This is a genomic window from Parasphingorhabdus pacifica (assembly GCF_054779195.1).
In genome coordinates, this window is record NZ_BAAGYS010000004.1 from 114,938 (window position 1) to 131,243 (window position 16,306).

At 67.0% G+C, this 16,306-nt stretch carries 18 protein-coding genes; 7 read left to right on the plus strand and 11 right to left on the minus strand.

Annotated features, from left to right (window positions below):
• Positions 1-130: 130 nt before the first annotated feature.
• Together ACYVAN_RS04505 and ACYVAN_RS04510 are read left to right on the plus strand one after the other, a co-directional pair.
• On the plus strand, positions 131-487 hold the full coding sequence (locus tag ACYVAN_RS04505; protein ID WP_460955935.1) for a hypothetical protein: 357 nt from the start codon (positions 131-133) through the stop codon (positions 485-487).
• 263 nt (positions 488-750) lie between these two features.
• Positions 751-885 (plus strand): hypothetical protein, encoded by a 135-nt coding sequence (locus tag ACYVAN_RS04510; protein ID WP_460955937.1) that lies wholly within the window; start codon positions 751-753, stop codon positions 883-885.
• Between the two features lie 76 nt (positions 886-961).
• Here ACYVAN_RS04510 and ACYVAN_RS04515 read toward each other — a convergent pair whose 3' ends face one another.
• Positions 962-1,333 carry a hypothetical protein gene (locus ACYVAN_RS04515; protein ID WP_460955939.1) on the minus strand — a complete coding sequence of 124 codons (372 nt, stop codon included), beginning with the start codon at positions 1,331-1,333 and terminating at the stop codon, positions 962-964.
• A gap of 304 nt (positions 1,334-1,637) precedes the next feature.
• Between ACYVAN_RS04515 and ACYVAN_RS04520 the strand changes: the two genes are divergently transcribed.
• Positions 1,638-2,159 (plus strand): class IV adenylate cyclase, encoded by a 522-nt coding sequence (locus ACYVAN_RS04520; protein ID WP_460955941.1) that lies wholly within the window; start codon positions 1,638-1,640, stop codon positions 2,157-2,159.
• A 147-nt stretch (positions 2,160-2,306) separates the two neighbouring features.
• On the opposite strand, the gene ACYVAN_RS04525 is transcribed toward ACYVAN_RS04520, so the two are convergent.
• The 4 genes from ACYVAN_RS04525 to ACYVAN_RS04540 form a co-directional block, all read right to left on the minus strand.
• Entirely contained in the window at positions 2,307-3,119 is an 813-nt protein-coding gene (locus ACYVAN_RS04525) for an endonuclease I family protein (protein ID WP_460955943.1), read from the minus strand.
• A gap of 356 nt (positions 3,120-3,475) precedes the next feature.
• The gene (locus ACYVAN_RS04530; protein ID WP_460955945.1) at positions 3,476-4,132 is read right to left on the minus strand and encodes a response regulator; all 657 of its coding nucleotides are present in this window, start codon (positions 4,130-4,132) and stop codon (positions 3,476-3,478) included.
• Positions 4,129-4,995, minus strand: coding sequence for a sensor histidine kinase (locus ACYVAN_RS04535; RefSeq protein WP_460955947.1), 867 nt, complete (start codon positions 4,993-4,995; stop codon positions 4,129-4,131). Before ACYVAN_RS04535 ends, ACYVAN_RS04530 begins: the two co-directional genes overlap by 4 nt.
• Positions 4,996-5,380: 385 nt before the next feature.
• Positions 5,381-5,722: an antibiotic biosynthesis monooxygenase family protein gene (locus ACYVAN_RS04540; RefSeq protein WP_460955949.1), complete on the minus strand. Its 342-nt coding sequence runs from the start codon at positions 5,720-5,722 to the stop codon at positions 5,381-5,383.
• A gap of 236 nt (positions 5,723-5,958) precedes the next feature.
• On the opposite strand from ACYVAN_RS04540, the gene lhgO reads away from it, so the two are divergent.
• Positions 5,959-7,176, plus strand: a complete 1,218-nt coding sequence (lhgO, locus tag ACYVAN_RS04545; protein WP_460955951.1) for an L-2-hydroxyglutarate oxidase — start codon at positions 5,959-5,961, stop codon at positions 7,174-7,176.
• A 107-nt stretch (positions 7,177-7,283) separates the two neighbouring features.
• Here the strand turns inward: lhgO and ACYVAN_RS04550 are convergent, their stop codons facing one another.
• Positions 7,284-7,673: a phage holin family protein gene (locus tag ACYVAN_RS04550; RefSeq protein ID WP_460955953.1), complete on the minus strand. Its 390-nt coding sequence runs from the start codon at positions 7,671-7,673 to the stop codon at positions 7,284-7,286.
• A gap of 56 nt (positions 7,674-7,729) precedes the next feature.
• On the minus strand, positions 7,730-8,755 hold the full coding sequence (locus ACYVAN_RS04555; RefSeq protein WP_460955955.1) for a Ppx/GppA phosphatase family protein: 1,026 nt from the start codon (positions 8,753-8,755) through the stop codon (positions 7,730-7,732).
• Positions 8,756-9,040: 285 nt separating this feature from the next.
• Between ACYVAN_RS04555 and ACYVAN_RS04560 the strand changes: the two genes are divergently transcribed.
• Complete coding sequence (locus ACYVAN_RS04560; RefSeq protein ID WP_460955957.1) at positions 9,041-10,087, plus strand: LLM class F420-dependent oxidoreductase; 1,047 nt, start codon at positions 9,041-9,043, stop codon at positions 10,085-10,087.
• 44 nt (positions 10,088-10,131) lie between these two features.
• Here the strand turns inward: ACYVAN_RS04560 and ACYVAN_RS04565 are convergent, their stop codons facing one another.
• Positions 10,132-11,109, minus strand: coding sequence for a D-2-hydroxyacid dehydrogenase family protein (locus ACYVAN_RS04565; protein ID WP_460955959.1), 978 nt, complete (start codon positions 11,107-11,109; stop codon positions 10,132-10,134).
• Between the two features lie 66 nt (positions 11,110-11,175).
• On the opposite strand from ACYVAN_RS04565, the gene ACYVAN_RS04570 reads away from it, so the two are divergent.
• Together ACYVAN_RS04570 and ACYVAN_RS04575 are read left to right on the plus strand one after the other, a co-directional pair.
• Positions 11,176-11,958, plus strand: coding sequence for a cupin domain-containing protein (locus ACYVAN_RS04570; protein WP_460955961.1), 783 nt, complete (start codon positions 11,176-11,178; stop codon positions 11,956-11,958).
• Between the two features lie 796 nt (positions 11,959-12,754).
• Positions 12,755-13,174, plus strand: a complete 420-nt coding sequence (locus ACYVAN_RS04575) for a hypothetical protein (protein ID WP_460955963.1) — start codon at positions 12,755-12,757, stop codon at positions 13,172-13,174.
• Between the two features lie 48 nt (positions 13,175-13,222).
• Here the strand turns inward: ACYVAN_RS04575 and ACYVAN_RS04580 are convergent, their stop codons facing one another.
• Genes ACYVAN_RS04580 through ACYVAN_RS04590 form a run of 3 tightly spaced genes read right to left on the minus strand, consistent with a single transcriptional unit; the run spans position 13,223 to position 16,267 of the window.
• The gene (locus ACYVAN_RS04580) at positions 13,223-14,281 is read right to left on the minus strand and encodes a Gfo/Idh/MocA family protein (protein WP_460955965.1); all 1,059 of its coding nucleotides are present in this window, start codon (positions 14,279-14,281) and stop codon (positions 13,223-13,225) included.
• Positions 14,282-14,288: 7 nt separating this feature from the next.
• Positions 14,289-14,975, minus strand: coding sequence for a response regulator (locus tag ACYVAN_RS04585; RefSeq protein ID WP_460955967.1), 687 nt, complete (start codon positions 14,973-14,975; stop codon positions 14,289-14,291).
• A gap of 41 nt (positions 14,976-15,016) precedes the next feature.
• On the minus strand, positions 15,017-16,267 hold the full coding sequence (locus tag ACYVAN_RS04590; RefSeq protein WP_460955969.1) for a sensor histidine kinase: 1,251 nt from the start codon (positions 16,265-16,267) through the stop codon (positions 15,017-15,019).
• Positions 16,268-16,306 lie beyond the last annotated feature (39 nt).

Genomic DNA, 16,306 nt, shown 5'->3' on the forward strand with positions numbered 1-16,306 from the left:
TATTGCCACGTCAATATCTCCCGCTCGTCGTTCGCCGCTTTTCCCGGCTCGTCGGGACAGGATTCAGCGGACGATATTCGCGATATTCGCGATCGAGCACAAGCACATCAACCTATTTATCTATTTTTTGGTGACACTCGACACACAAGGCAACCAAATCGAAAAGCGGGTAAGTGTGATATGGATCATGCGCTATTCGCTGGCGGCGTTATGTCCGCTTTGTTACGGTTTGCCACCGTTCCGAAAGCTAGCCATCTGGAGCAGGATGAAGCATCCAGCAAAGCTCGTCGGGCTGTTTTTGCTGACCCCAATCGTGGCCGCGTCAACGGGCACGGCGACCGCACTGAGCAGTGAAAACAGTTCGTCGATCGCAGCAGTACCCGACACTCCTCCGCCCGCAGTGGAGGAGTACAACTATCCCGGAGCCGACCAGATATTCGCCGAACGGGAAATTCGATACTCAAAGGCGACGGCAATATCATATTGACCGATTGCCAGAACGAGGATCCGGTCATCCGCGTCGACTCGGCGACCCTGGAGAGCTCGTGTTATGAGGTCATCGGCTCGCAAGGGTGGCTCACCATGGAAATTCCGCGCGTGTATGCGATTCAGGGTGATGACCACAATGTGGCCGCACGACTCACGACCCAACGGAGAGACCGAAGCGGTCGACATCAGCCCCGGTGAACACACCCCGGTCGGTGAAGATCGACCACCGACCAATGGCCCGGCGTCGGCAAAAGCGACATCGTGACCTTCACCCGCGGCGGCGCCGCGCAAGTCTACGTCGCCCGCTCCGACGGTGCCGCCTTCGAAGACCGCACCCAATGGCACGACGACTTCGCCCCCAGCCCCGAAGTACCCCTACCCACCGGACACCGCTGAGGCATTTCCGTGCGCGAGTGGGGTGTGCGGCCCGTGCACACCCCACCCGGGCATTCGGCGCGGAGACAAGCCCCTGTCAGGGGCGCTTGAGGGCCTTGACGATCAACTGTCCGACGACGAGGTAGAGCAGCGCCGCCAGCCCGTAGTTCAGGACCACGCCCAGCACGGCATCGTCCGGGGTGAACACGTCCCCCAGACCGAGGACGAGCGTCTTGGCCAACGTGTAGACGATCGAGACGAATTCATTTCCCTGGTTGGCGCCGAAAACGACGAACAGGACGTGCAGGACGAAAATGGTGACGATCACGCTCGTCACCACTCGAACGACATTCGCGACGCCGGCGGCGCCTTCACCACGGCGGTCCTCGTAATACCAGTCCCGCTCCGGAGGATGACCGTGTCCATTCGGAGCGTGGGGACCGGGGCCTTGATTCTGCGGGTAACTCATAGGGTGAAATTGTGACCCCCGATCGAGTGAGCCACAAGGAAAAAGGCCGGTCATTGTCGCGAGAGAACTGCCACATGTCACACCATAAACGTGAACACTATTTAGAATATCCGCACGACCAGCACTTTCTCCAGGGGCCACGCCAAAATGGTTTACCCGAGCAACCAATTCAAACGAACGCACATCGCTTCCCCGCTGCGACCCCTTGGCAAAATATGCACCGGCCTGGATCCCCGAATTCGCGCGAATGTTCGATTCATTCGAAACGCCCGGGTTGTCGAACTCTTCCGGTTAGACTTGCCGAATGCAGGTCGACATCGTGGAATTCAAAGCCCGCTGCGCCGATCCCGCGGAAACGTTCGAACGGATATCGCAGCTGGGAGCACGCCACCGAGGACGTGACCACCAGATCGATACCTACTTCGACGTGACCGACGGCCGATTGAAGCTCCGCAGGGGCACCATCGAGACCACCCTGATCCACTACCGGCGCGATGACCGTAGCGGCCCGAAGGATTCGCAGGTCACACTGCACACGCCTGCGGACGGCCAGTCCCTGCTGGAGGTCCTGCGCGAGGGCCTGGACGTTCTCGTCGTGGTCGACAAGCGCCGGGAAATTTTCTGGTGCGACAACGTCAAACTGCACGTCGACCAGGTAACCGGGCTCGGCGGGTTCCTGGAAGTCGAGGCGATCGATCACGACGGCACGATCGGTCGCGAGCAGCTCCAGAGCCAGTGCCTGCGGTGGCTCGACGAGCTCGGCGTCGGACACGACGACCTGGTCTCGCACTCCTACAGCGATCTACTGCTGGCCACTTCCGGGTAACGCCCGAAACCGAGCTCAGCGCCCTCCCCCGCAAAGACCGGCAAAGCTCCACCACGAGTCCCCGCCCGCTCACGATCGGCGCTGAACCCGGTATCCCGCTGACCACGAGAGCGGCCGGTGGCGTGGGGCCACCGGCCGCTCTCGTGGTCAGCCCCAGATCTCGGCGACCCATTCGGGGTGGTCGATGAACGGGTTGCGGTTGTGCTGGACGCTGTCGAAGATCACCTGGTTGCGGTTCTGCTCGAACTCGTCCACCGGGTCCTGCTCGTGCCACTGCCGCAGGACCGAATCGCGCCCGATGTTGGGGGCCGAGCCGTTGTCCACCTGGTCGTTGGTCTCCAGGTCGGGGAACCCGCCGTCGCCCTCGTAGCGGACCGACATGTAGAAGATCATCCGCGCGACGTCGCCCTTGACCTCGTCGCGCGGTTCCCACGAGTCGTCGTCGGTGTGGTTGCCGGGGGCCTCGTCCACCTCGGTACCACCGAGGTCGAAGTCCTTGTTGCCGCGCTCGCCGTTGACCGAGACGTCGGTCGGCCGCAGGTGGTGCACATCCGTACCGGGGCCGGGAGCGGTGCCGAAGTCGCCGTGGGATTTGGCCCAGACGTGCTCGCGGTTCCACTCGTCCTGATCGCCGCCGTTGGTGTCCTTGCTCTGCGAACGGCCCGAGTAGAGCAACCGCACGTTGGACGGGTTGGACGGGTCCTCGTCGGTGGCCTTGAGCGCGTCCCACACCTCGTCGTAGGTCAGGGTTGTGACCCCGGTGCTGATGATCCCGTGCAACGAGTCCTTCAACTCCTGGCCGGTCTTGCCCTCGGCGTCCTGGTAGTAGTCGGCGGACTCGGCGGCAGCGACCGAATCCCGCGCGGGCGCGGGAGCCTCGGCCGCGAAAGCAGAGGTGGGTGCGACGACGATCGCGGCACCGAAGATCAGGGAGAGCGGTTTCCAACGGGTCAGGTTCACGGTGGTGTCCTCTCGACGAAATGCCGGCGCCACGCCGCGGCCCCAGCGCCCCGGCTTGACCCAGCGCTGTCGTTCAGCCGCGAGAAGCGTGACACATCGAATTCACTGTCGAGTGAACCAAATGGAGCACATCCAACTCAGACCGTCACCGTTTTCCTTTCGGTCATACGAAAGAGGAGGTCACTTGCCACAGCGGAGTGGACTTTCGGTAATAATGGGAAAACCGACAGGCCGCGACAATGGGCAATCCCGCCGCCCGAACACCGATGTTCAACACTTGTTCGAGAAACGGAAATCCGGTGAACACCACACGGTCGCGATCAGATTCTCGACAATCCCGACGAGCGCGCGAACGCTCACACGAGACCCCGTTCGTACGCGTAGATGACAAGTTGCACCCGATCCCGCACCCCCAGCTTCTGGTACAGGTGCTGCACGTGGGATTTCACCGTGCTCTCTTCCACCACCAGGAGCCTGGCGATGTCCCGGTTCCCGTTTCCCTTCGCGAGCAGTCGGAAGACCTCGCGCTCCCGGTAGGTCAAGTCGCCCATGCCGCAGTCCGCACCCGCCCCCGACACCGCCGGAACCCGGACGAACTCCCGGATGAGCCGTCGGGTGACCGACGCCGAGAGCAATGCTTCGCCCCGCGCCACCTCGCGCACCGCTTCGACCAGTTTCGCCGGCGACGCGTCCTTGAGCAGGAAGCCGCTCGCTCCCGCCCGCAATGCCTCGAAGACGTGCTCGTCCCGGTCGTACATGGTCAGCACGACCACCTTGGCGCACTGGTCGCCTCCCGAGCAGATTCGCTCGGTCGCCTCCAGCCCGCCCATCCCGGGCAGGTGCAGATCCATCAGCACGACCTCCGGGGAGAGCTCCCGGACAGCGCGCACGGCCTCGGCCCCCTCCGTCGCCTCACCGGCCACCTCGACGTCGGCGAACGGGTCGAACACCGACCGGATCCCCTGCCGAACCAGCGGTTCGTCGTCGACGATCAGAAGCCGGATCCGGTTCACGGCGCGCTCCGGGCGCCGGTGCACCCGGCTCCGGCCGGGTCGGCACCGGAACCGGCCGGGTCGGCACAGGAACCGGCCGGGATCCGCACCCGGAGACAGAACCCACCGTCGGGAGACTCGACGCACTGAACGTGCCCGCCGAGTTCGGCCGCGCGCTCGCGGAGTCCGGTCAATCCCCATCCAGCTTTCCCGCCCGGCGCTCGGGCTTCGGCATCGGATGATCGCCACTGCGCACCGTGCGCGAGACCCGCGGTCGCACGGTTGCGCACCAACATGTCGAGTTCGGGGCCGAACCTCACCCGCACGCTGATCGGCCCGCTGCCGTGCTCGATCGCGTTGGCCACGCCCTCCTGGAGGATGCGCAGGGCCGCGAGGCGGAGGCCATGTCCCAAGTCGCCCTCGGCTTCCGCGTTGTCCAGCCGCACCACGAGATCGACGTCCGGCAGATCCGCACCGAGCATCGCCGCACCGGCCGACAACGACCGGTCGCCCACGCTCGAACCTCGGTCTGTCGCGGCACCGCGAACCTCGGTGTCGCCGTTCTGACTCGCCGAACGCAACGCGCCCACCGCGTCCCGGACGTCCCGCCTGGTCAGTACCGCCAACTCCTCGATGCGTTCGGCGGCCGACCGCGTCTCCGGCACGTCGACGGCGAGCCGCCGAGCATGCAGCACGATCGCGAGCAGCCGGTGCCCGGCTACATCGTGCAGCTCACGCGCGATCCGGCGGCGCTCGACCATCCGCTCTCGTGCCGCCACTCGGGACAATTCTCGGACGAAGCGCCCGCGCCACCCGACCACGAGTGCGGCGGACACCCCGGCGGAACCCAACCCGACCAACAGGAAACGCCAATGCCGATCCATATTCCCACCGCCACCCCAGGGTTCCGATCCCCCTTCCAACCGGAACACTAAGGCGGAACGATCAGTGGGCGCAAGAACCTTTTCGGGCCACGAGGAAAAGTGGTCATCCCTTTCGACGAGGAGAATTATCCCGCACGCCGGAAGTTTCCTCGACATGATCACCGGGACACGGTCGTCCTGGCCACGGAAACCCCACCAGGGCCGCGAGACGGAACCGACCGAAATCCCGGAAAATCGCGGCACGGTCAAAGGCAAAGCAGAACCCGTCCATTCGAACCAGCACCCGAATATGCGGTACCAGTACCACTGAATCCGATTCACCCCGCGCGAAAGGCCGAGGAAAACCCGATCTCCGCGCTCTACCGCGAGTGCGGAACTTTCCGGATCACCCGACCCGCTCGTAGTTCGGGTACCAGCTCTCGGGCACGCCCGTTTCCTCGTGCACCCGGAACCGCAACGAGCGGGCCTCGACGCAGCACTCCCGCAACGGCCGGACCAGGTCCCGGTGCTCCGGAGTGCGCTCCCACGCCTCGAAAGCGTCCAGATCGGTCCACTCACTGGTGATCAACCATTGTTCCGGATCCGTGGCCGACTGGCATACCTGGTCCCTGAGGTGCCCCGGTACGCCCTCGGAGACGAGGAACCGCACCTGCTCGTAGGCGGCGAGGAACACGCCCTGCCGCGCGGTGGGCACCCGCATCAGAAACACCACACGAGCGCGAGTCATGACACTCCCCTTTCGACGGTGGGCCACGCGCTTGCCGCGCGGGCCGCTGGATCATGAGCGTGCCGCCACACGCGTCATCCGTCTTCCGCCCGCAGGACGAGATCAGCCTCCACCCGTGGGAGGATCCCGGCCCCGACACCGGTTCGAAAGCACCAGTCCTTCCGGGCAGCGGCCTTCCGGCACCAGTCCTTCCGGGTAGCGCCCTTTCCGGGTAGCGCGCAGTGGAGGATGTAGCCATGACCAACGATGTGACGATCGTCGGCGGTGGCATCGTGGGACTGGCGACGGCGTGGGCGCTGGTTCGCGGCGGAACCGCCGGTTCCGGGAACGGCGCAGCGCCGAAGGTCACCGTGCTCGACAAGGAACCCCGCTGGGGCGCGCACCAGACCGGGCACAACTCCGGGGTGCTGCACAGCGGCCTCTACTATCCGCCGGACAGCGGCAAGGCCCGTTTCGCCCGAGTCGGGGCCGAAGCGATGTACGAGTTCTGCGCCGAGCACGACATCCCGGTCGAACGCACCGGCAAGGTCGTCGTCGCGACCGACCACGAGCAGCTGCCACGACTGGCCGAGCTGGCCCGCCGGGGCACCGCCAACGGGGTTCGGCTCACCGAACTCGACACGGCCGGGCTCCGCGAACGCGAACCGCACGTGCGCGGAGTGAAGGCGTTGCTCGTTCCCGACGCGGGCATCACCGACTTCGGCGCGGTCGCGCGAAAGCTCGCCGAACTCCTCGCCGAGCGCGGAGTGGAGCTACGTTCCGGGACCGAACTCGTCGGGGTGGAATCCGACGGCGCGGACCTCGTCCTGTGCACCACGACCGGGGAGATCCGCACCCGCCGCGCGGTCAACTGCGCCGGGCTGCACAGCGACGCGGTCGCCGAGCTGGCCGGGGCGAAGCCGCCTGCCAGGATCCTGCCCTTCCGGGGCGAGTACTTCGAGAGCACGTCGTCCCGGCGAGAGCTGGTGCGCGGCCTGGTGTATCCGGTTCCGGACCCGGCTTTCCCGTTCCTCGGTGTGCACCTGACCCGCATGGTGGACGGAACGCTGCACGTCGGCCCGAACGCCGTTCCGGCGCTGGCCCGCGAGGGATACGACTGGCGCACCTGGTCGGCGCCCCACCTGAGGAGGCTGGTGCGTGATCCGGGACTGCGCGTGCTGGCGAAGAAGTACTGGCGCACCGGTGCCGGTGAGATCGCGCGGTCGGCGTTCAAGCCGCTGTTCGTGCGAGCCGCCCGGCAGCTCCTGCCCGAGCTGCGCGGACGTGACCTGGTGCCGACGGAGGCGGGTGTGCGGGCCCAAGCGGTCAAACCGGACGGCACGCTGGTCGACGACTTTCTGTTGGTCGAGGACGAGCGCTGGGTGCACGTCCTCAATGCACCGTCACCGGCGGCGACGGCGTCGCTGCTCATCGGCCGGGACATCGCGGACCGGATGACGGCGAAGAACGATTAGCGAGCGGACACGGCCACCGCAGGCGGCTACCGCTCCCGGAGCGGACCCGGCGCGAGTAGGGGACCACGATAGGTATATGCGCCTGCCGTGGTCCCCGGCAGCGGTGGTCAGCGCTGTGGTTCGGGGCTGCCGATGCGACGCACCATCCCGTGCAGCACGCTGCTGACGATCGTCACGATCAGCGCGCCCCAGAACGCCGCCCAGAACCCTTCGACGCGGAACGGCAGGTTCATCTCCGCGGCCAGGTATCCGGTGAGCCTGAACAGCAACGCGTTCACCACGAGCCCGATCAGGCCGAGCGTGAGCACGTAGAACACGCACCCGACGGTCTTGGCGACCGGTTTGAGCACCGCGTTGACGATGCCGAACACGATCGCCACCGCCAGTAGCGTGACGACCTTGGTGCCGGTGTCCGCGCCGCCGAGCGTGATGCCCGGCAGCGCGGTCGTGATCCACACCGCGACCGCGGTGATCACGATGTGCACGAGTAGTGCCACGGTAGAACCTTTCGTTCGGGTACGGGATACAGCTGTACCCACGATGCAAAACCCGGTCAGCGACCCCACGTTTCCGTCGGACCGAACACCGCGTCCGCTCCGCCGTCGAACATCTCGTCGGCGACCGCGTGGACCGCGTCGTCCCGATTGCCCTTCCGGGCACACTCGTAGGTCTCCACGAACCGGAAGACCAAGCCTTCGCGCAGCCCCCACGGGCAGATTTCCACGGATTCCACCCCGATCGAATCCAGGATCGCGTCGGCGACCACGGCACCGGCGAAGATGCGTTTCGCCCGGCTGCGGGAGACGCCGGGCAGCTTTCGGCGCTGCTTCTCGTCCATCTCGGAGAGGCTGGGTATCCAGCGCCGGAGGTTCGCGTGCACCAGGCGGTCCGGGTGCCGCACGAGGTGCTCGTCCGAACTGGCCGCCAGCACGGCGAGCTGACGGAACACCTTCGACTGCGCGACGGTGTGACCGAGGTCGGTCACCGCGAACCGTCCGAGCGAGTGGGGCACGGTCTGCCCGACCGCCGCCAGCAGCTGTTCGACCTGTTCCGGAGCCGGTGGATCCTCTGGCAAGTACTGCCTGGTCAACGCCGCGGCCCCCAGCGGCAACGTGGCCACGTCGTGCGGATACGCACCGTCGCCGGTGGCGACGTCGATGGTGCCGCCGCCGATGTCCACGGTGCTCAACGGGGTCTCGTCCTTGGCGTGCCACCGGCGCGCGGCGTGGTAGGTCACCGCCGCTTCGGAGCGGGGACTCAGCGCTCGAACCGGAAAACCTGCGGCCTCGGCCAACCGTCCGCGCAGCTCCTCGCTGTTGGCCGCGTCCCGGACAGCGGAAGTCCCGTAGACGATGACCGAGTCCGGTTCACGTTGCGCGCCGGCTTGCGCGCACTCGCTCACGGCCCGCACCGCCTGCTCGATGCCCTTTTCGGTCACCACCCCGTCGGGAGTCGTGTTCTTGGCGAGCCGAGTCTTGGCCTTCACGCTCCAACTGGCCAAGGGCGCGCGGGAGCGTTCCAGATCCACCAGTTCCAACCGGGCCGCTGTCGATCCGATGTCCAGCAGTCCCAGCCTCATGCGGCGCTCACCGCAGCCGGGGAGGGAAGGTGGAACACCCGGACGGGAGGCGTGCTCGGTGTCTGGCTCATTCGACGCGTTCTCCAATGTTCACGAAATCGATTCCTCCCCCATCTTGCCTTCGCTCCGGCTCATCCGAAATCCAGGTCATCCGGCTGGGGTCCCGCTCGGCCTTACTCGGCGGTAACCTCTGGACAGCCTCGGCGGCGCGGCCAGAGGATCAAAGCGCCCGCCGCCGAACGGACGGACGCCCCACCTCTGACCCGATCGACGGAGAGGACCACGATGCGCATCGGAATGCCGCTGAACTACAGCGGAGGGTTCAAGGAAACGGTCGACGAGCTGGCCACCTACGAGAAGGCCGGACTGGACATCGTCTACGTCCCCGAGGCCTACTCGTTCGACGCCGTCAGCCAGATGGGCTTCATCGCCGCCCGCACCGAACGACTCGAGATCGCCTCCGGCATCCTGCAGATCTACACCCGGACGCCCACGCTGACCGCGATGACCGCGGCCGGTGTCGACTTCGTCTCCGAGGGGCGGTTCACCCTGGGCATCGGGGCCTCCGGCCCGCAGGTCATCGAAGGTTTCCACGGTGTTCCCTACCACGCCCCGCTCGGCAGGACCCGTGAGATCGTCGACATCTGCAGGCAGGTCTGGCGCAGGGAGAAGGTCGTTCACGAGGGGAAGAACTACCAGATCCCGCTCCCGGCCGAACAGGGAACCGGCCTCGGCAAACCCCTCAAGCTGATCAACCATCCCGTCCGCGACCGGATCCCGATCATGATCGCGGCCATCGGCCCCAAGAACGTCGCCCTCGTCGCCGAGATCGCCGAGGCGTGGGAGCCGATCTTCTATGTTCCCGAGCGTGCGAACCAGGTCTGGGGCGAGTCCCTCCAAGCCGGTAAGGCCAAGCGCGAGGACGAACTTCCGGACCTCGACGTCGTCGTCCAGGCACCCTTGGCGATCGGCGAGGACGTCGACCACATGCTCGACGGCATGCGCGGCATGCTCGCCCTCTACATCGGCGGGATGGGTGCCAAGGGCAAGAACTTCTACAACAACCTCGCCCGCCGCTACGGGTACGAGGACGAGGCCGAGAAGATCCAGGATCTCTACCTCGAAGGCAAGAAGGAGGAGGCCGCGGCAGCCGTCCCCGAGGACCTGCTGGTCAAGACCTCGTTGATCGGCCCGGAAGGGCACGTCAAGGAGCGGTTGGCGGCGATGAAGGAATCCGGGGTCAGCACGCTCAACATCACCCCGCTGGCGGGTACCACCGAGGAGCGCACGCGGTTGATCGAGCAGATCCGCAAGCTCGCCGACGAGGTCTGAGCGACCACAGGCAGGCCCGCCCCCGCGGGGGCGGGCCGAGCGGCTCAGCCCCGGTCCGGATTGAGCACCCGGATGGGCGCACCGGCCAGGTAGGCGTCGATGTCTTCCACCGTCTCGGTGTAGAAGGTCTCGTAGGTCCCGCGGGTGACGTAGCCGATGTGCGGGGTCAGCACGGTGCGCGGCGCGCTTCGCCAGGCATCGTCCGGTGGAAGCGGCTCACGTTCGAACACGTCGAGCCCGGCGCCGGCGATTCGGCCCTCGTGCAGTGCCGTGCGCAGAGCCTCCTCGTCGACGATCGGCCCGCGCGAGGTGTTCACCAGGTATGCGGTCGGCTTCATCAGCCCCAGCGCAGTGGCATCGACAAGCCCGCGGGTACGCCTGCTGAGCACCGTGTGGATGCTCAGCACGTCGGATCGCCGGAACAGGTCCTCGAAGCTCACCCGCTCGGCACCGGCCTCCCGCGCCGCATCGTCGGTGAGGTTCCTGCTCCAGGCGAGCACCTCCATGCCGAACGTACGGCCGACCTGGGCCACCTGGGCCCCCAAGCGCCCCAGTCCCAACACTCCGAGGGTCCTGCCGCCGAGTTCGACACCGACCGACTCCTGCCAGCCGCCCTCCCGGATCAGCCGGTCTTCCTGCGGGATGCGGCGCGCGAGCGCGAAGATCAGCCCCCAGGTCAGTTCCGCCGTCGGCTGCCAGGTGCGGTCCGCTTCCGAAGCGGACCCCGTGCCGGACACGACCACACCGTGTTCGGAAGCCGCGCTCAGATCGATGGCCGCATTGCGCATGCCGGTGGTGACCAGCAGTTTCAGATTCGGCAGTGCCTCGAAGACCTCCCGGGGGAACGGCGTGCGCTCCCGCATCACCGCAACCACGTCGAACGGCCGCAACCGCCGCACCAACTCGGCGCGGTCATCGATGTGCTCGCGGAACACCTCGACCTCGGCCGGCAATGCGTCCCAGTCCGCGTACTCCCGCGCGACCGCTTGATAGTCGTCGAGCACCGCGACCCGAACGGACATCGTGCCTCCTCCACGTCGGAACCCCGATCCTAGATCGGAAGCCGGCCGTTGCGAGAGACTGGCACGGTGACTGGCTCAACCATCCTGCATCTTCTCCCGCTGAGCGCGTATCGCGCGAGCACGACCACCATCGGTTCGCCCACGCTGGAAACCGACGGTTTCGTGCACTGCTCTCCGGACGTGGCGACCACGCTGGCCGTGGCCAACGCGTTCTACCGCGACACCGGCGAACAGCTGGTCGCGGTGCGGCTCGATCCCGCCGGACTGTCCGCCGGGGTGCGCTGGGAAACGGCTTCTCCCACCCCGCCGCCGGGAGTGCCGGAGGACGTGTCGTTCCCGCACGTGTACGGCCCGCTGGAACGGTCGGCGGTACTGGAGGTGCATTACGCCCGCCGAGACGTCGACGGGCACTACGTCTCGCTGGAAACCAGGAGCAGCACCGCGGAGGAATTCGAGCTGCTCCCCCACCCGGAAGGCGGTTGGTACCGGCGCACCTGGGCCAGCGACGTCGAGGTCCGGCAGGAGGGCAAATCCGGATCACGCCCCAGCGCCACCGCGATCCACTTTCTGCTGACGCCCGGCACCAGTTCGACCTGGCACACCGTGTCCTCCGATGAGCTGTGGCTGTGGCACCGGGGCGGGCCGCTGACGCTGTCGCTCGGTGGTGCAGGCGAGCAGCCCTCGACCGAGCCGGAGACGGTCGTGCTGGGTGCGAGCGCGGGGCGGACTCCGCAGGTGCTCGTCCCGGCAGGCACGTGGCAATCGGCGACGGCCATGCCGGACGAAGAGACCCTGGTCAGCTGCGTGGTGTCGCCCGGGTTCGACTTCGCCGACTTCCACACTCCGTGATCTCGCTCCCCCGGGAGTTCGCCCGGGGGACGCGTTCGGCTCCCGGTACGAACCTGCGCAGCTCGGAACCGATGGATTCGAACGCACCCGTCGCCCCACGATGCGCACCGGCTGCCCCGCTCCCAGGAACGCGGCGCAGTCGCCGGGCATCGGCCCCTCCGCCGGACCGGCGATTCGTGGACCGGCGATTCGAGACACGCGAGCTCACGGGCACCCGTTCGACGCGTCGGCTACGCCACCGCTCGGGGCGCGGTGCCCGGGCTGGACGAACCGCGCGCTTTTCCACCCACGACAGGCAGACGAGCATGCCGGTGAGAGAACCGAAACCGATCACCACGCTCCACGCGAATACAGCCAGCGTGTTCACTTCCGAGCACCCCCGATCACTCACAGGAAGTCGCGCGGTCAGTTGCCGAGCACGGCGGGTTCCCCGTCCACCTGCTCGGCGTTCACCGCCTCAGCGTTCCGCCGCGCTTCACCGTAGGACCGGAGGACGCATACCGCTCGTCGCTGCTCCGCCACCCACTCAAAGGGGTCCAGAAGCCGCGGATGAAACGGGACACCTCACGGCGAGGTGCGTGCTCGCTCACAGTTGACCGTCTTGATCAGGCGTTTCGATGACTTCCACGGCTAACATCGGGAAGGTCCGCAACGATTTCGTGTATACGAAAGCGGATCGTTGTCCCGGATGGCCGCATCGGCCGCACCACCCGCTCGAGAGCGGCGAGGCACGGAGCCTACCCCGGGGCGATGCCGGGATAGCACATCCCGGCGGGCCACAGACCAGGAGGTAACGGTGAGAGGTTATTCCATTCACCTGTTCTTCCACCTGCTGGCGGCCCTGCTGGGCGGTGCGGCCGGGGTCGCCGCCGGTCTGTGGTGGGTGGGCGAAGCCCCAGCCGGTCTGTGGCTGGCGATCGGTGCGCTGCTGGTGGGTCTCCTGGTCCTCGTGGTGGAGTCGCTCTACCTCCCCACCGAACCAGGCTCGGCAAGGCGACCTCCATCGTCCCGGCGGAGGCAGGAATCGCCATCCCGGCAGAGGCAGGAATCGCCCTCATCCGGCTCGACCAGGATCACCGACACCACCCACGCCGGCCAGGAGTCCACCCGTGTGCTCGGAGCTTCTTCGGCGACCGGCACCCGCCCCGAGCTGGAGCCGGTCGCGGCACCGGAACCGCCCGAAGACCGCTCGGACGCGCCGACCCGGCGAAACTGATCTCCCGCTCGCGCGAACGGGAGATCAGTTCGAGAGCCGGCCAACTGATCATCCGAGCCGTTCTACCGTGCGGTCGTGCGCGGATCGCCGCGCCGCTTCGATGATTCGGAGCCCTGCCGATGCGTCGGCGGGGTCCACCGGTGGTGGCGTCCCGTCCCGCAGGGCCGCGACAACCCCGTCGTAGAACGCCGGGTAGTTGCCGGGCACCGTGGCCAGCGGGCGCACTTCGCCCTCGGAACCGAGTAGCCCCCAACGCTCGCGTGATTCGACGCCCCAGTTCTCCGCGGGCCGCTTTCCCTCCCGCAGCTCGTTCTCCTGCGGATCCAGACCGAACTTGGTGTACGCGGCCCGGTCACCCAGCAGGCGGAACCTGGGGCCGTGCTGGGCGGCGAACTTGCCCACCCAGAGATGCGACCGCACACCGTTCTCGTGGGTGAGGGCCACGAACGCGTCGTCGTCGACCTCGACTTCCGGACGCCGCCAGTCGATCTCCGCGTACACCGTGGAGACGGGGCCGAACAGCATCAGCGCCTGGTCGATCAGGTGGCTTCCGAGGTCGTAGAGCACCCCGCCCGCCTCGTCCGGTCCGCCCTTCTCGCGCCAGCCCGGCTTCGGAGTGGGAACCCAGCGCTCGAAGCGCGACTCGAAGCGGTGGACGGCACCGAGTTCGCCTTCGTCGATCAGCTTGCGCACGGTCAGCATGTCGTTGTCCCAGCGGCGGTTCTGGAAAACGGTGAGCATCAGGTCGCGGGCTCGTGCGTGATCGATCAGCTCGGTGGCCTCGGACACGCTCGGGGTGAACGGCTTGTCCACGACGACCGGCAATCCGGCTTCCAGCGCCGCCTCGGTCATTTCGACGTGGGTCCGGTTGGGACTGGCCACCACCACGAGGTCGAGTTCGCCAGCTCGATCGAGCAATTCCGATGCGTCGGCGACCACCTGGGTATCGGGGTACTGCGCGTGGATCTCGTTCCGGCGTTCGGGATTCCGGGTGACCACCGCGGTCAGCCGGAGCTGTGGGTTGGCGTCGATCAGCGGTGCGTGGAACACCGCGCCCCCGATGCCGTATCCGATCAGGCCGACTCGCAGTGGTAGTGAAGCAACCATGCCCTCATTAGACCGCCTGCCACCCGCTTTCCTGGCCGGGGGATACCAAGCCGGTTTCGTAGGCCGCGATCACCAGCTGCGTCCGGGAGTTCAGTCCGAGCTTGCGCATCACGTGGTACAGGTGCGACTTGACGGTCAATTCGGCCAGGCCGAGGTTACGGGCGACCTCGGCATTGGATCCACCACGCGCCACTTCCAGCAGCACATCGGTCTCCCTGCTGGTCAGCTCACCGAGCTCGCTGGCCGCGTCGCGCACACCGAGCGACGCGAAGCGCTGCAGCAGCCGTCGGGTCACGCTGGGCGCCAGGAGCGCATCACCGGCGGCCACGGTGCGCACCGCACGAACGAGTTCTTCCGGAGCCGCGTCCTTCAGCAGGAACCCGCTGGCTCCGGCGCGCAACGCGGAGTAGACGTACTCGTCGAGATCGTGCACCGTCAGCATGAGCACCGACGTCCGGCCCTCGGTCAGTTCGATGATCGCGCGCGCGGCCGAGATCCCGTCCAATTCGGGCATCCGCACGTCCATCAGTACGATGTCGGGGGGACGGCGGCGCACAGCCGCGACCGCAGCATGCCCGTCCGCCACCTCGGCGAGCACGCGGAGTTCGGGTTCGGCGTTCAGCAGCGCCACCAGACCGGCGCGAATCATGGCTTGATCGTCTGCGACCAGCACGGTCGTCTTCGAAGACTCCACGCGCCGAGCCTCCTCGATTGCGGCCGACTCGGGGTACCCGGTCAGACCGGGGCCGAATTTTCCGGGCACGGTAGCACGGCAGCAATGTGAAATCCGCTCGCAATTGGATGTGCGGTCAAGGTTCCGCCCAGTAGGGCAACCCGTTCGCGCAGGCCGACGAGCCCGTGTCCGGCACCGTCCCGCCCCGACGTGACCTCCAGGACCTGCGAAGGATCCGGCCCGCGACTCCCGACCTCGGCATGCACGTGGTTGGTGACCTCGATCTTCAGGCTTCCGGGCCCGTACTCCAACAACACCCGCGCGCGCCCCGCACCCGCGTGCTTGAGCACGTTGGTCACGGCCTCTTGCACGATGCGATAAGCGGTCATCTCCAACCCCGACCCCAAGGCTCGAACCGCGCCACGCCGTTCGAGCCGCCAGGACACACCGCCGCCCCGAACCGAGTCGACCAGCTCATCCACCCCGTCGAGGCTCGGGCTGGGATGCCAGTGGACGTCGTCGGACTCCGGCCCGTCCCGGAGCGCGCCGAGTAGGTTGCGCATCTCCTCCAACGCCCCGCGTGAACTCTCCTCAAGTTCGTGCAGGGTGTTGCGGGCGTGCTCCGGATCGCGGTCCACCAGCACCCGCGCAACCCCCGCTCGCAGGGCCACCACCGACAGATTGTGCGAAACGATGTCGTGGAACTCGCGGGCGATCCGTGCCCGCTCGACCGTCGCTGCGTCGGCCGCGAGTTGATCCCTGGCTTCGTCCAGCAGGCTCACGGTGTGCTCCAACTGGGACCTGCGCCTGCGCCCGGCCCTGATCACCCGCGCGAGCACCACGATCATCGCCAGATCCGGAACCGCGCCGAACACGGTGAGGACGCCGGGTGCCCACGGCAACCACACCATCTCGCTGACCGGGAACAGCATCGCGACGGCACTCACTCCGAGCGCTTCGACCAGTCCGGACCGGACGCAGATCGTGTAGACGGCCAACAGGATCGCCAGGTTCAACGCGCCGATCGCGATCCCGGCCACGGTCAGACTCACCGTGACCAGAATCAAGAGCGTGAAAACGATCCGCGGGTAGCGTCGGCGCAGCATCAGGGAGCACGTGGCGGGCAGACTCGGCAGCAACGGCGCCCACCACGACATACCCGGTTCCGGCTCGGCCAGCGCGAGGTCGAAGACGTTCAACCCGCAGATCGCCAGCACGAACAGCAGATCCACCAGAACCGTTCGCACCCGTGGCGGCGGGATCAGCGTGCCGGTCGGGCGAGCGGCTGCTTCCGAAACGAACGACGTGCGCAACCGTCGACCCCCGCATCCTGCACTCGGTGTGTGCGCTTC

Coding starts and splice junctions, on each gene's coding strand:
- ACYVAN_RS04515 (WP_460955939.1), bottom strand. CDS start 1,333: ATGAGTTACCCGCAGAATCAAGGCCCCGGTCCCCACGCTCCGAATGGA.
- ACYVAN_RS04520 (WP_460955941.1), top strand. CDS start 1,638: ATGCAGGTCGACATCGTGGAATTCAAAGCCCGCTGCGCCGATCCCGCG.
- ACYVAN_RS04535 (WP_460955947.1), bottom strand. CDS start 4,995: ATGGATCGGCATTGGCGTTTCCTGTTGGTCGGGTTGGGTTCCGCCGGG.
- ACYVAN_RS04540 (WP_460955949.1), bottom strand. CDS start 5,722: ATGACTCGCGCTCGTGTGGTGTTTCTGATGCGGGTGCCCACCGCGCGG.
- lhgO (WP_460955951.1), top strand. CDS start 5,959: ATGACCAACGATGTGACGATCGTCGGCGGTGGCATCGTGGGACTGGCG.
- ACYVAN_RS04555 (WP_460955955.1), bottom strand. CDS start 8,755: ATGAGGCTGGGACTGCTGGACATCGGATCGACAGCGGCCCGGTTGGAA.
- ACYVAN_RS04560 (WP_460955957.1), top strand. CDS start 9,041: ATGCGCATCGGAATGCCGCTGAACTACAGCGGAGGGTTCAAGGAAACG.
- ACYVAN_RS04565 (WP_460955959.1), bottom strand. CDS start 11,109: ATGTCCGTTCGGGTCGCGGTGCTCGACGACTATCAAGCGGTCGCGCGG.
- ACYVAN_RS04580 (WP_460955965.1), bottom strand. CDS start 14,281: ATGGTTGCTTCACTACCACTGCGAGTCGGCCTGATCGGATACGGCATC.